This is a genomic window from Stenotrophomonas sp. YJH_SMC_106-19 (genome assembly GCF_059368375.1).
In genome coordinates this window covers 825,437-840,244 of record NZ_JCAFRQ010000001.1, presented here as the reverse complement: position 1 = coordinate 840,244, position 14,808 = coordinate 825,437, and the positions used below count along the sequence as shown (strand labels likewise).

Annotated in this window: 10 protein-coding genes; 5 read left to right on the top strand and 5 right to left on the bottom strand. The window is 66.3% G+C overall.

The features are described from left to right. Positions 1–75 precede the first annotated feature (75 nt). Both AC5P5M_RS03745 and AC5P5M_RS03740 read left to right on the top strand, forming a co-directional pair. Complete coding sequence (locus tag AC5P5M_RS03745; RefSeq protein WP_495205575.1) at positions 76–2,046, top strand: T6SS phospholipase effector Tle1-like catalytic domain-containing protein; 1,971 nt, start codon at positions 76–78, stop codon at positions 2,044–2,046. 467 nt (positions 2,047–2,513) lie between these two features. Continuing rightward, on the top strand, positions 2,514–2,900 hold the full coding sequence (locus tag AC5P5M_RS03740) for a hypothetical protein (protein ID WP_495205574.1): 387 nt from the start codon (positions 2,514–2,516) through the stop codon (positions 2,898–2,900). A gap of 85 nt (positions 2,901–2,985) precedes the next feature. Here AC5P5M_RS03740 and coaE read toward each other — a convergent pair whose 3' ends face one another. The 3 genes from coaE to AC5P5M_RS03725 are packed head-to-tail and all read right to left on the bottom strand — an operon-like array spanning position 2,986 to position 5,737. Then, the gene (gene coaE / locus AC5P5M_RS03735; protein WP_128988439.1) at positions 2,986–3,597 is read right to left on the bottom strand and encodes a dephospho-CoA kinase; all 612 of its coding nucleotides are present in this window, start codon (positions 3,595–3,597) and stop codon (positions 2,986–2,988) included. Positions 3,598–3,607: 10 nt separating this feature from the next. Beyond that, entirely contained in the window at positions 3,608–4,471 is an 864-nt protein-coding gene (locus AC5P5M_RS03730) for a prepilin peptidase (RefSeq protein ID WP_053517036.1), read from the bottom strand. 6 nt (positions 4,472–4,477) lie between these two features. Then, positions 4,478–5,737, bottom strand: coding sequence for a type II secretion system F family protein (locus AC5P5M_RS03725; RefSeq protein ID WP_053517034.1), 1,260 nt, complete (start codon positions 5,735–5,737; stop codon positions 4,478–4,480). Positions 5,738–6,098: 361 nt separating this feature from the next. Between AC5P5M_RS03725 and AC5P5M_RS03720 the strand changes: the two genes are divergently transcribed. From AC5P5M_RS03720 to pilB, 3 genes are all read left to right on the top strand, one after another. Then, a complete protein-coding gene (locus AC5P5M_RS03720) occupies positions 6,099–6,539 on the top strand; it encodes a pilin (RefSeq protein WP_164150950.1) in 441 nt (146 codons plus the stop codon). A gap of 158 nt (positions 6,540–6,697) precedes the next feature. Next, entirely contained in the window at positions 6,698–9,745 is a 3,048-nt protein-coding gene (locus tag AC5P5M_RS03715; RefSeq protein ID WP_495205573.1) for a fused MFS/spermidine synthase, read from the top strand. 11 nt (positions 9,746–9,756) lie between these two features. Beyond that, the gene (gene pilB / locus AC5P5M_RS03710; protein ID WP_053517028.1) at positions 9,757–11,484 is read left to right on the top strand and encodes a type IV-A pilus assembly ATPase PilB; all 1,728 of its coding nucleotides are present in this window, start codon (positions 9,757–9,759) and stop codon (positions 11,482–11,484) included. A 69-nt stretch (positions 11,485–11,553) separates the two neighbouring features. On the opposite strand, the gene AC5P5M_RS03705 is transcribed toward pilB, so the two are convergent. Next, entirely contained in the window at positions 11,554–12,927 is a 1,374-nt protein-coding gene (locus AC5P5M_RS03705; RefSeq protein WP_053517026.1) for a sigma-54-dependent transcriptional regulator, read from the bottom strand. 54 nt (positions 12,928–12,981) lie between these two features. Next, the gene (locus AC5P5M_RS03700; protein ID WP_053517024.1) at positions 12,982–14,601 is read right to left on the bottom strand and encodes a sensor histidine kinase; all 1,620 of its coding nucleotides are present in this window, start codon (positions 14,599–14,601) and stop codon (positions 12,982–12,984) included. Positions 14,602–14,808: the final 207 nt, after the last annotated feature.

Genomic DNA, 14,808 nt, shown 5'->3' with positions numbered 1-14,808 from the left:
GTAGGCTGCTTCTTTGATGGGACGCGTAACCACAGGCTGGCCTCCAAGAGACGCGGGGACAAGAGTGACAGCAACGTGTCGCGGCTATTCGATGTCTATGATGCTGACCAATTGCGCCGTGAGGGGCAACGTAGAAAAAAGTTCTCCAGCTACATCCAAGGCGTAGGCACGGAAGCGCTGAAGGAAGTCGGCGACACCGGCACCGGATGGCACGCCCGAGCCGGGGCGGCAGCAGGCTGGGGTGGCGAGGGCCGGGTGAACTGGATGCTGATGCAGGTCCAGGACCACCTCCTCGATCATTTCACAGGTATTACCGTCACCAAAGCAATGGGCTTCGACTCCACCGTTCCCGTCGCGCGGAAGATGAGTGCCGATCTCCGCCTGAGCCTTCAGGACGTGGAGCGCTTGGCTCAGGCAGCACGAATGCCGCTGTCCAACTATCTGGCTGTCAACCAAGGCGAGAAGGAGCTCGATTTGCGCAACTCGCTCAGTGGCGGCTTCTGGAACATGGTCGGTGCGCTGCAGCGGGTGCGTGGTACCCATCTGACCCGAGCCGATCACGCGGCGCGCCGGGCGGTATTGCAGGAGCGACGGGCCTTCCTGGCGAAGAAGGTGGCCCCGTTCCAGGCCCAGAATCCACGCGTGGACCGCATCCGCCTGTCGATCTTCGGCTTCTCGCGGGGCGCGGCAGAGGCACGTGTATTCTGCAACTGGCTGGGTGATGCCTGCGATCCGGGGCGGGGTCCCCTGCGCCTGTGTGACATTCCCGTGCAGATCGATTTCATGGGCCTGTTCGATACGGTCGCTTCGGTGGGTGCCGCGCAGAGCTTCTTTGAATCGGTGTTCGACGGCCACGGCGGCTGGGCGGCAGCCGAAGACCTGCGTATTCCCGCTGATGTACGCCGCTGCGTGCACATGGTGGCCGCACATGAAGTACGCGGTTCATTCCCGGTGGACCTGGTGGATGGCACGAACTGCGAACAGATCATCTACCCTGGGGTGCATTCGGACGTAGGTGGTGGGTATGCACCGGGCGAACAGGGGCGTTCGCCGAATGACGCAGACAAGCTCTCGCAGATTCCGCTGTGCGACATGTACAGGCACGCCTTGGCGGCAGGTGTGCCACTGTTGCCTATCGCAAAGGCACGCGTGGAGTTGCAGCGCCAGTTCGAGGTCTTTCCCGCCTTGCGCCAGCACTACAACGCCTATCTGCAGACGATGGCGCCATTCCTGCCGGGCACGAATCCCGCGTCCAAGGCCAATCGCACGGCGACGCTGATGTACGCGCACTATCGCCAGTACCTGTTGTGGCGGCGCCAGCATCTGGATGATTTTGCCAGCCTGCCTGCCTTCCAGCGGGCGTCGGCACAGGACCGTGCGGATCTGCGCGGCGGAAACACCGAGCTGGCGATGGAAGTGAGGGGGATGCGCTACAACAACGCGACACAGCGCATCCGTAATGCACCGGTAAGCACGCCTCACCACGGCATGCTCGCGTTGCCGCCCTACAAGAGCATTCCGGCAACGGACTTCGTGCAGGCGACGCTGCGCGGCCAGAAGGAGCAGCAATGGCTGGATGGTCATATCGAGCAGATGTGGGCGTCGCGGCAGATGCCGCCGGAACCCGTGGCAACGTTTCTGGATGGCTACGTGCACGACTCGCGGGCCTGGTTCAAGCCGTTCGGCCTGGACGATGACGAGTGGCTGCACGTGCAGCAGCGCGAACGTGATACCTATCGGCAGCGGATGCAGGAGTTGGACGCGATGGAGCAGGCCCACCGGCAGGAGCGGGAGCGCATGCAACGGGCTGGGCAGATGTTCCAGCCGCGGGTGCCGTTGGCGATGTCGGTGCAGGAGTTGGAGGAACTGACGGCATGGCGCAAGCACCCCGAGAATTATGACGACGCCCTGCAGCTGACGGGGCGCGAGTACTACTGGCAGTGGGGCTACCTGCGCTGGCGCACCTGCTATCTCAACCCGCCCGGTGTGGCCGTCGCGGAAGCGGCATTGCGCAGGGGGAGTGCTGTGGAAGATGCGGCGGCCTAGAAGGTCAGGCAGCGTGTGCTCGGCCTGACGGATGCTCCGCGTCGCGCGGGTTGTCGCAACCGGCGCGCACGGTGCGGCGGTATCACTTCATCAGCAGGGCCCATCACGACAAGTGCGTGATGCGTGCCGCGCCCTCGGCGTGCACCACTGCGCGAATCGCTACAGCCACCCGTAGCTTGGCAATTCCCTTACAGAAAAGCGCTTCGCTGGACGGCGTGATGGCGGGGCCGGGGCGGGTGCCCCGGCCGGGATTGGCGTCCTGAAATCAACACAACAATCAAACCGATCCTAGGGCCCTTGGCCCGTCGTGGAGAATGCACCGCATGCCTTGCTTTGGCGGGCGGTGTGTGGGGACCCGTAAGTGTCCGCCGGAGTCTTTTGGTTGATTGTTGTGATCCGGTACGCCAACCCGCACCGTCCGCCACCTTGCATCTGCAGGTGGCCTGCCGTCTGCGAGGAGCCTCACCATGTCCGCACGTCCGTTGTTTCCCCTTCTCTGCGCCTTGATCGGCGAATCTGCCGACCGGCTTCCTGCCGATGCTGCCGAGCGGCTCGAAGCCCTGCTGGATGACCCCCAGGACATGCTTCCCGCCTTGCTGGCCCGCATGGATGGTCGCGACGGCGCTGATGGCAGGCGGCTGGACGTGGAGGGTCTCAGTCCGGTACAGGTCGCAACCCAGGCCGGACTCGGTCGTACGCTGGCGGGTCTGGACGTGCTGGTTCAGGTGCTGCACGCCGCCGCAGCCGCGCGTGAGCAGGGGGGCGCCCATCAGCAGCTCAGTCCGGATGTGGTCGACGGCCTGTTGCTGGGCGCCCGTGAACTGGTCCGCCACGCCCGCCAGCAGGTGGAGTAGGTCACGCTGATGATCCTGGCAGAGCCGGGCTCGCGCTCGGCTCACCGCGCAGCGCAGCCAGGAAGCCGTGCGCGTGCCCGGCGGGTCAGCTCGCGGCCAGTGCCAGATAGCGGTGGTGCAGCGCCTCCACCTGCGCCTGCAGGTCGTCCGGCTGCCCATCGTTGACCACCACGTCATCGGCCAGTGCCCGGCGCTGCGCGCGGCTGGCCTGGGCGGCGATCATCCGGTCGGCCAGCGCGGCGTCGATGCCATCGCGCTGCATCAGCCGGGCGTGCTGTACGCCTTCGGGCGCATCCACCAGCAGTATCCGATCGAGCCATGGATAGGCCTGGCGGCCGCCCACCTCGGTCAGCAGCGGAATCGCAGCAATGGCGTATGGGCTCGACGCCTGCGTGCACTGCTGCTGCATCAACAGGCGGATGGCGGGGTGGGTGATGGCTTCCAGTGCCGTCCGTTCGGCCGGGTCAGCGAAGACATGGGTGCGCAGGCGCGCCCGGTCCAGGCTGCCATCGGCCAGCAGCATGTCCGTGCCGAACCGGTCGGCAATGCGGGCCAGTGCCGGGCTGCCGGTGGCCACCACCGCGCGGGCGGCCAGATCGGCGTCGGCCACCACGATGCCCAGCGCCTCGAAGCGCCGCGTCACTTCGCTCTTGCCGGCCGCGATGCCGCCGGTCAGGCCGACCACGTAGCGGCTCACGGCGGCCCCCTCAGCGCAGGCCGCTCAGGGCCAGGTAGCGCTCCACCAGCGGTTCGCCCCACATGAAGAACAACCAGCCGGCGATGGCCAGGTACGGGCCGAACGGAATCGGCGTGGCGCGATCGCGTCCCCGGCTGTAGAGCCAGATCGAACCGACGATGGCGCCGATCACCGAGGACAGCAGGATGATCGGCAGGATGCCCTTCAGGCCGCACCAGGCGCCGAGCGCCGCCAGCAGCTTGAAGTCACCATGGCCCATGCCCTCCTTGCCGGTCAGCTGCTTGAACAGCCACCAGACCGTCCACAGCGACAGATAGCCCACGGCCGCGCCGACCAGGGCCGGCTTGGCGGGCATGTACAGATTGTCGATGCTGCCGATCAGGCCCAGCCACATCAGGGGCAGGGTCAGCTGGTCGGGCAGCAGCTGGGTGCGCAGGTCGATGCCGGACAGCGCGATCAGGAAACAGGTCAGCACGATGGCGCCGAAGCCCTGCCAGCCGAAGCCGAACTGCCACACGCAGGCCAGCACCAGCAGGGCGGTCATCGCTTCCACCAGCGGGTACTGCAGCGAGATCGGCGCCTTGCAGTGGCGGCATTTGCCCCCCTGGATCAGCCAGCTGAACAGCGGGATGTTCTCGTACCAGGACAGCTTGTGCTTGCAGTGCGGGCAGTGCGACGGCTCGACCACGATGCCCGGCGGCGGCGGCTCGTAGAAGTCCGGTTCCTCCAGCACTTCGCGCGCATCGCGCTTCCACTGCCATTCCAGCCGCTTGGGCAGGCGCAGGATGACAACATTGAGGAAACTGCCCAGCAGCAGTCCCAGTCCGGCCGCGGCGGGGTAGCCGAGGCCGGGGTGCTGGTCGAGAAAAGCCATGTATTTTTATCCGACGACGGCGCCCAGTTTGAAGATCGGCAGGTACATCGCAATGACCAGGCCGCCGACAATGGTACCAATGAACACCATGATCATCGGTTCCAGCAGGCTGCTCAAGGCATCCACGGCGTTGTTGACCTCCTGCTCGTAGTATTCGGCGACCTTGAACAGCATGGTGTCAAGGGCGCCGGCCTCCTCGCCGATGCCGGTCATCTGGATCACCATGTGCGGGAACAGGTTCAGCTGCTTCATCGCCATGTTGACCGGATAGCCGACCGAAACGTCGTCGCGCATGCGCAGCACCGCCTCGCCGTAGACCTTGTTGCCGGTGGCGCCGGCGACGATGCCCAGGGCCTCCACCAGCGGCACGCCGGCCTTGAAGGTCACCGCTGTGGTGCGGGAGAAGCGGGCGATCGCACTGTTGTGCATGATCTGGCCGATGACCGGCACCTTCAGGATCAGCCGGTCGACGGTGTGCTGCATCTTCTCCGATCGCCGGTAGGTCATGGCGATCGCCACCACCGCGCCGATGGCGACGATGGCGATCAGCCACCACCACGACACCATGAACCGTGACAGGTTCACCACCATCTGGGTGAATGCCGGCAGGTCGGCACCGAAGCTCTGGAAGACTTCCTCGAACTGCGGGACCACCCAGACCAGCAGGATCGTGCTGACCAGGAACGCCACCACCAGCACCATGGCCGGGTAGAACAGCGCCTTCTTGATCTTGCCCTTCAGCGCCTCCAGGTTTTCCTTGTAGGAGGCGATGGTGTCCAGCACGGTCTCCAGCACACCGGCGCTTTCGCCGGCCCGTACCAGGTTGCGGTAGAGCTCATCGAACTGCACCGGATGCTTGCTGATGGCCTCGTGCAGCGACGAGCCGCCCTCGATGTCGGTGCGGATCGTGTCCACCATCTTCTTCATGCGCGGGTTCTTGTGCCCGCTGCCGATGATCTCCAGCGCCGACACGATCGGCACGCCGGACTTCATCATGGTGGCCATCTGCCGGCTGAAGAACGCGATGTCCTTCGGAGAGACCGGCTTGCCGGCCGCACCGAACAGCGGCTTCGGCTTGGGTTTGACCTGGCCCGGGCTGATGCCCTGCCTGCGCAGTTCGGCGCGCAGCAGGTTGGCGTTTTTCGCCAGCTGCTCGCCCTTCATCTTTATGCCCCGCTTGTCGGTCCCCTCCCAGACAAACGGCTGCAGCTCCATCGTGGCGCGGGCCACGGGCTCCTTCTTGATCGCACTGCGACTCACAGACATGTTGGCTCCCCAGGCCCGCCATCCCCAGGCGGGCATCCTGAGCGGCGATGGTAGCTGGTTCAGACCCGTCCGGGGAGCCTGCCGACGTGACGACGTGCAGGGTTTTCGACGCGTCGAGGCGAAAGGTGACGCGCTGCGTCACATTGCCGCGTCCATCGCAGATTCGGAGCAGGGGGGTTCCCATCCGCGAAATAGCTGCCATCATTGGCGCGGGGAAATCGGGGGAGGCGTGGCCATGGGAGATTGGCACGCAACCTGCGTTGATCCACCCGCGGGGACGGGCAGCCTGCTCATCCGGTCATCTGGCCGGCCGGTTGCCGCACCCGGAAAATCAACCACCACTACTTGGGGACGTACCACCATGAAGAACCAGAAGGGCTTCACCCTGATCGAACTGATGATCGTCGTTGCGATCATCGCCATCCTGGCCGCCATCGCGCTGCCGGCTTACTCGAACTACACCAAGAAGGCCAAGGTCTCGGAAGTGATCCTTGCGGCTTCTTCGCTGCGTACCGACGTGTCGGAATACGTGGCCAGCAACAATGCCCTGCCGCCGGCCACCTGGGAGCCGGATTTCCAGCAGACCCAGTATGTGGACAAGCTGGAATGGGATGCGACCACCAAGACCATCACCGCGACCGCGCGTAACATTGCTGACGACATCAATGGCGATACCATCACGCTGAAGGCCGACGACAGCAACGTGGAGAACGGCGTCATCCCGAAGTGGACCTGCGAAGGTTCCATCGCTTCGAAGTACCGCCCGGGTTCGTGCCAGGGTGAGGCCGCAGCCGCCGAGTAATTGGCGTTCGCTGCTCGCATACGGAAACGGGGAGCCCAGGCTCCCCGTTTTCGTTTCAGCGCTGCGGGTTGACCGGATCCTACCTGGCCACACGCTTGCATTGAGTCCGCGAAGTTTGTTCTTCTGTTGAAATCGACCGTGCGACTGGGGAGTTCGCAATGCGCCGTCCTTCATTCAGCCATGGCCCATGGCTGCTTCTGATCTTCGTGCTCTCCGGCTTCGCCGGGCTGATCTACCAGTCCATCTGGACGCAGTACCTGGGGCTGTTCCTGGGGCATTCCTCGCACGCGCAATCGCTGGTGCTGATCCTGTTCATGGGCGGCATGGCGCTGGGGGCGTGGCTGGTCAGCCGCCGCAGCGCGCTGCTGCGCAGGCCGCTGCTGGCCTACGCGGTCATCGAGCTGGTGATCGGGGTGCTGGGTATCGGTTTCGACGGGCTGTTCCAGGGCGTGACCGGCTGGGCGTACACCCACCTCATGCCGGGCATGGAGGGCACCTCGTCCACGGCGCTGCGCTGGGCGCTGGCCACGGCCCTGGTGCTGCCGCAATGCATCCTGCTGGGCGCGACCTTCCCGCTGATGAGTGCGGGTTACATGCGCCTGCAGCCGGGGTCGCAGGGTGAGGTGCTGGCCGGGCTCTATTTCTCCAACAGCCTGGGCGCGGCCGCCGGCGCCCTGGTGGCGACCTACGCGCTGCTGCCGGCGGTAGGACTGCCGGGCACCGTCCTCAGTGCCGGCCTGCTCAACATCGTGGTGGCCATCCTGGTCTATCCACTGGCCCGCGACGGCAGCGCGCCTGCGGTAGTGGCCTCCGCCGCGCCGGCTGCCGGCGGCGTACGACCGGAGACTGCAGTGCCGGTGCGGCTGGTGCTGCTGGTCGCAGCGGCGACCGGCGCGTCATCCTTCGTCTACGAAATCACCTGGGTGCGCATGCTGTCGCTCGCACTCGGCACCACGCTGCATTCGTTCGAGCTGATGCTGGCGGCGTTCATCCTCGGCATCGCCTTCGGCGGCCTGTGGCTGCGCCGCCGCGCCGACCGGATGCCGTCGCCCCTGCGCGTGGCAGGCTGGGTGCAGGTGTGGATGGGGCTGGCGGCGCTGGCCTCGATGTTCGTCTATGCGCAGGCCTTCGATTGGGTCGGCTGGCTGATGCGGGTCATCGTGCGCAGCGCGGATGGTTACGTGCTGTACAACCTGGCCAGTGCCGCCATTGCCGGCCTGGTGATGTTCCCGGCGGCGTTCTTCGCCGGCATGACGCTGCCGCTGCTGACCCTGGCGCTGCTGCGCGCCGGGCAGGGCGAGCGCGGGATCGGCCAGGCCTATGCGTTCAATACGCTCGGCGCGATCGTCGGTGTGCTGGCGGCCATCCATCTGCTGATGCCGCTGCTGGGGCTGAAGTACGCGCTGCTGGTCGCGGCGGTGGTCGACATCGTGCTGGGCCTGGTGCTGCTGCAGCGCCTTCGGCTTGCGGCTCCGGGCCGTCTGCGCTCGCCACTGTGGCAGGCTGGCGCGCTGGGTGTCGCTGGCGTAGTGGCGGCCGTCGTGCTGGTCCGCTTCGATCCGCTGGTGCTGAATTCGTCGGTGTACCGCCATGGCACGGCCCGTCTGGCGGATACCGCCACGATGCTGTTCTCGCGCGATGGGCAGACGGCCACCGTGGCGGTCTATGAAAGCACCCAGCCGATCGGCCGCATGCGTGCCATCGCCACCAACGGCAAAGTGGATGCAGGCATGGCCGTGTCGATGGCACAGGCACCCACCAGCGACGAATCGACCATGATCCTGCTGGCGGCTCTGCCGTTGGCGCTGCGCGATGATTACCAGCGCGTCGGTGTGATCGGTTTCGGATCCGGGCTCAGCACGCACACGCTGTTGGGCGACCAGCGCGTCGGGCGCGTGGAAACGGTGGAGATCGAGCCGGCCATGGTGGAGGGCGCGCGCCTGTTCGGCGAGCGTGTCGAGCGCGCCTTCAACGACCCGCGCTCGCACGTGGTGATCGACGATGCGAAGTCCTATTTCGCCGCCAGCCCGCGCAAGTACGACCTGATCATTTCCGAGCCGTCCAATCCCTGGGTGGGTGGAACGGCGGCGCTGTTCAGCGATGAGTTCTATGCGTTCGTGCCACAGCAGCTAAACGAAGGTGGCGTGTTCGTGCAGTGGCTGCAGCTGTATGAGATCACCCCCGAACTGGTCAGCTCGGTGCTGGCGGGGCTGCTGGAGCAGTTCTCCGATGTGCGCGCTTACCTGGCCAATCGTGGCGACCTGATCCTGGTGGCGACGCCGAAGGGCACGTTGCCGCCGATGAAGGGCAGCCTGTTCCAGCAGCCGCAGCTGCGCAGGGAACTGGCGCGGATCGGCGTGCATTCGGTGGCCGATCTGGAGAACGCCCTGTCCATGGATGACGCAGCGCTGCGCGCCTTCGTTCCTCTGTATCCGGCCGCGCGCAATTCCGATTACTTCCCGACCTTGAAGTTGAATGCCCCGGTGGCACGTTTCCAGGGGGCGTTCACCCGTGATTTCCAGCAGGTGATGACGGCCCCCTGGCGGATCGTCAGCGCCCCGCCAAGGGGGCAGGTGGCAGGTGCTGCGGCGGGTCTGCCGCAACCGGCGTCCAGCCGGAATGACAAACGTCCGACCGCACGGGCCGTGGCAGCTTTCCTGCAGGGCGAGGTGCCCACGGATGCGGCGGATGCCGATTGGATGAGTGCGCAGGCGCTGCGTGGGCTGGCAGCGCGCTGCGAACTGGACGGATCTCCGATGGAAACCACCCGGCTGCTGTTCGTGCTGGCCGGAGAAACGATCCCGTTCCTGCCGGCAGCGCAGCGGACGGCCCTCTGGGCGCAGCGCGACTGGATGGACTGCACCCCGGCCGATCCCGTCGTGTCCGCCAGCCTTGCCCTGGTTGCCGCCGCGGCCACCGACGACCACCACGCTGTACTCACGGAAGGCCGGCGATTGTTGGGCAGCGAGCACGCGCCGATGCTGCTGGCCGACCCTGCCACCGGCTATTATCTGTTCGGTGCAATGCAGCACGCTGCGCGGCAGCTGGGGGATACCACGGCGTCGCGGCAACTGACGGACCAGTACTGGAAGGCGCTCGCGCCCGATGCGCGAGGAAACGGACCCCTGCGTTTGCTGAGCTACCTGGCCGCTATGGGCCGGCAACCCGTTTCTGAAACTGAATTCCGGCCGTCAGGGCACGAGTAACGAGGAATCCCATGAGCGTTGTTTCATCCCCCAACCTTGTCGGCATCACCGGGCTGGCGCGCCGCCTGGTCCAGGATGGTGCGCTGGACGAGGCCACCGCCCGCGACGCCATGACCCGGGCCGCCGCCGCGCGGCAGCCGCTGCCGCAGTGGTTCGCGCAGAACAAGGTGGTGGGGGCAGCACAGCTGGCCGCGGCCAATGCGGTTGAGTTCGGCATGCCGCTGTTCGACGTCTCGACCTTCGATGCCAGCCAGAACGCGATGAGCCTGGTCAGCGAGGAACTGCTGCGTAAGCACAACGTACTGCCGCTGTTCAAGCGTGGCGGCAAGCTGTTCGTCGGCACCAGCAACCCGACCCACGCACTGGACGAGATCAAGTTCCACACCAACCTGGTGGTGGAGCCGATCCTGGTCGACGAGGACCAGATCCGCCGCACTCTGGAACAGTGGCACGCCAGCCACGACACGCTGGGTGACGCGCTGGGCGGTGACGATGAGGGGATGGCCAACCTCGACGTGGGCCTGGGCGATGAGGATGGTGCGGGTGGCGACTCCGGCATCGATGCCAAGGGCGACGACACCCCGGTGGTGAAGTTCGTCAACAAGGTGCTGGTCGATGCGATCCGCAAGGGCGCGTCGGACATCCATTTCGAGCCGTACGAAGACGATTACCGCGTGCGCCTGCGCATCGATGGGCTGTTGAAGATGGTCGCGCGCGCGCCTGTGAAGTTGAACCAGCGCATCGCTGCGCGCCTGAAGGTGATGGCACAGCTGGACATCGCCGAGAAGCGCGTGCCGCAGGATGGCCGCATCAAGCTCAACCTGTCCAAGTCCAAGCAGATCGATTTCCGTGTGAGCACGTTGCCGACCCTGTTCGGCGAGAAGGTCGTGCTGCGTATCCTCGACGGCAGTGCCGCCAAGCTGGGCATCGACAAGCTCGGCTATGAGCCCGACCAGCAGAAGCTGTTCCTGGATGCGATCCACAAGCCGTACGGCATGGTGCTGGTGACCGGGCCGACCGGTTCGGGCAAGACGGTGTCGCTGTATACCGCGCTGGGCATTCTCAACGACGAGACGCGCAACATCTCCACGGCGGAAGATCCGGTGGAAATCCGGCTGCCCGGCGTCAACCAGGTGCAGCAGAACAACAAGCGCGGCATGACGTTCGCCGCTGCGTTGCGCTCGTTCCTGCGCCAGGATCCGGACATCATCATGGTCGGCGAAATCCGCGACCTGGAGACCGCCGAGATCGCCATCAAGGCCGCGCAGACCGGCCACATGGTGCTGTCCACCCTGCATACCAACGACGCGCCGCAGACCATCGCGCGCCTGATGAACATGGGCATCGCGCCGTACAACATCACCAGCTCGGTGACCCTGGTGATCGCCCAGCGTCTGGCGCGACGGCTGTGCCCGAACTGCAAGCGCCCGGCGCAGCTGCCGGAGCATGCATTGCTGGCCGAGGGTTTCACCCAGGCCCAGCTGGATGAGGGCATCCAGCTGCATGAGGCGGTGGGCTGTGATGAATGCACCGAGGGTTACAAGGGCCGCACCGGTATCTACCAGGTGATGCCGATGACCGACGAGATCGCCACGATCGTGCTGGCCGGTGGCAATGCGCTGCAGATTGCCGAAGCCGCGCAGGCGATCGGGGTCAATGACCTGCGGCAGTCGGCATTGAGGAAGGTCGCGGCGGGCGTGACCAGCCTGGCCGAGATCAACCGCGTTACCAAGGATTGACGCGGTTGTGCTGACGGGGTCGGAGCCCTTTCCTGCGGAAAGGGATCCGACCACTGGGCCTTGCGGCCCTTACTCCATGCCCAGCTTCTTCAGCTTGTAGCGCAGCGCGCGGAAGGTGATGCCCAGCTGCGCGGCGGTACGGGTCTTGTTCCAGCGGTTTTCTTCCAGCGCGCGCTGGATGGCGCTGCGTTCGAGCTGTTCGATGTACGAGGGCAGGGCGGCACTGCCCGGCTGCAGATCGACCACGGCTTCGGCGGCCGTGCCGTTGCCGGGCATGCGGGGGGCGTGCTGCGGCAGGCGCAGATCGTCGACACCGATGCGGTCTTCCTCGGCCAGGGCCAGCGCGCGCTCGAGAATGTTCTCCAGTTCGCGCACGTTGCCGGGGAAGGCGTACTGCGCCAGTGCCTCCAGCGCCGAGGGCGCGAGCAGCGGCGTGGTGCGGCCGTGGCTGCGGGCCAGCCGTGCCAGCACGGCAGCGGCCAGCTCCGGCAGATCCTGGCGGCGTTCGCGCAGCGGCGGCACCTTCAGTTCGATCACATTGATGCGGTAGTACAGGTCGTGGCGGAAGCGGCCGTCCTCGACCAGCTCGGCCAGATCCTTGTGGGTGGCCGACAGGATGCGCACATCGACCGGTTCCTCGCTGGCCGCACCCACCGCGCGCACCGACTTCTCCTGGATCGCGCGCAACAGCTTCACCTGCATCTGCAGCGGCAGCTCGGCGACCTCATCCAGGAACAGGGTGCCACCATGGGCGGCCTGGAACAGGCCGGGCTTGTCGGCGTGGGCGCCGCTGAAGCTGCCCTTGCGGTGGCCGAAGAACTCGCTCTCCATCAGTTCGCCGGGAATCGCGCCGCAGTTGACCGGCACGAACGGCCCGGCAGCACGTGCCCCCTGGGTGTGGATGGTCCGCGCGACCAGTTCCTTGCCGACGCCGGATTCGCCGAGGATGTAGACCGGGGCCTGGCTGCGCGCCACTTTGCCGATGGTGGCACGCAACACGTCCATCGCCGGCGAATTGCCCAGCAGCCGGGCGCCCTGTTCGGCGACGGGGCCCGGTACGGGCCGCTCGCTGTTGTTCAGTTCCAGCGCGTGCTTGACCAGTCCGCGCAGTACGGCGATGTCCACCGGCTTGCTGACGAAGTCGAAGGCGCCCGCCTTCAGGGCTTCCACTGCCAGATCCATGCTGCCGAAGGCGGTGATCATCGCCACCGGTGTGCGCGGGTAGTGCTGGGCGATCTCGCTGACCAGCTCGATGCCGTTGCCATCCGGCAGGCGCATGTCGGTGATGCACAGGTCATAAGGATTGCTGGCCAGCAGCTCGCGCGCTTCGGCGAGGTTGGCTGCAGTACTGATGCGCAGCCCCATGCGGCCGAGCGTCAGCACCAGCAGTTCGCGGATGTCGCGTTCGTCGTCGACGACGAGGGCGCTGCGGGTTTCGTTCATGGGCGGAAAAGATAAACGAGGGGGCTGAAAGCGACAAATGTTTGACGCACAGAATCAGGATCCATCGGGCAGCAGCGTGTGCGGACCTGGCAGGACCAAGCGGAAACACGAGCCGCCGGCCGGCACCGGGATGTAATCCAGCCGTGCCTGGTTGGCCCTGCACAATTCGCGGGCAATGTACAAGCCCAGGCCGGTGCCGTGCTCGGAGGTGGTGAAGAACGGCCGGAACAGCTGCGCCGCCACGCTTTCGGGAATGCCGGGGCCACGGTCCATCACGTCGATCACCGCGCTGCGTTCGTGCCGGGCCACACGCAGCCGCACGCGGGCCGGCTGCTGGCCGATGCGGCCGTACTTCAGGGCGTTGTGCACCAGCACGGTCAGCACCTGGTAGAGGTGGCGGGTGTCGACCTGCGCCGGCACGGAGGTGTCGCTGACGATCGGTTCGATGCTGTCGGTTTCCAGCGTCTGGCCTTGCTTGTACTCCAGCACGAAGCGGCGCACGAAGGCGACCAGATCCACGTTCTCCGGCGTGGCACGTTCGCGCCGGGCCAGGCCCAGCACGCTCTCGACGATGCCGTTGGTGCGCTGGCACTGCTGGCGGATGATCTGCAGCAGGCGGCGGTCGCTTTCGTTGAAGCCGGTACCTTCTTCCAGCAGCTGTACGGCATAGTTGATCGCCGCCAGCGGATTGCGGATCTCATGGGCCAGGCTGGCCGAGAAGCGGCCCATCGCCGACAGGGTGAGCGACTCGGCGCGCCGCGACACCACGCTGGAATCATCCAGGAAGACCAGGGCCAGTTCGCTGCCGGCCAGCAGGCGCGCGAAGCGCGGTTGCACTTCGGGTTGGTCCGGATTGAGCTGCAGCGGCAGTTCGTCCTGGGTCCAGCCGTTGCGCCAGCGCTGCAGGCGACGGGCCAGCTCGGGTGCAACGCTGGCCAGATCGAGGCGGCCGGTTCCGCCCGCACCGTCGCTGTCGCCGAGCAGCATCGAGGCAGCCTCGTTGGCCAGCGTGATGCGGCTGTCGGCATCCACCACCAGCACGCCGGTGCGCATGCGGCGGATGATCAGTTCGTTGATCTGGAACAGATTGGCCACCTCGTCACCGCGCTGGTTGGCCAGCTGCTGGTTGCGGCGGGCGCGGCTGCCGACCTGGTAGCTGATGAAGGCCAGGGCCAGGTAACTGGTCGTGAACATCGCCAGTTCGGCCAGGGTGCGGGTCGGGTCGCCGCCCTCCAGCAGCTTCCACAGATATTCGCCCACCGTTGCCAGGCTCGCCGCCAGGGCCAGCCCAAGACCCCAGCTCAGCGGCAGCAGGGTGGCGGCCGCGGCGATGTTGAACAGCAGCGACATCGAGATGCCGGCACTGGCGCCGGGCAGGGCGTGGGCCAGCAGGATGGCGGCGATGATGTCCACCAGCACGCCGGTGACCACGATCGGCCGCAGCCAGCGTTCGTTGCGGCCGATCGCCAGGGCCAGCAGCGACAACGCCAGGTAGGCCGCGCCGACGGTGTAGGCCAGCCGCGGGTGGTGGGCCTCGCCGACCATCATCGACAACGGGCTGTACAGCAGGGCGGCGATGACGGCTGCGATCAGCACCCGGTACAGGGCGAAGAAGTACAGCTCGCGCCGCGGAATCGATTCGATGCGGTCGATCAATGAAGCACTGGGTGACACGCCGGAACTCCCCTTCTGGCTGCCTGGATCTGGGTTGTGCGACGGGCATGCCCGAGCGGACGCAGATGCCCAGTATACGGTCGTGGCGATGCCCGGCCGCGGGTCCGCGTCGCGCAATCCGCCTGTGGCGAGGGCGGCCGGGCGGCTGCCGGCGATCCGCAACTGCCTGAATGACGGCGGAAATCCGCCCGGATCCAGTACTGCGTA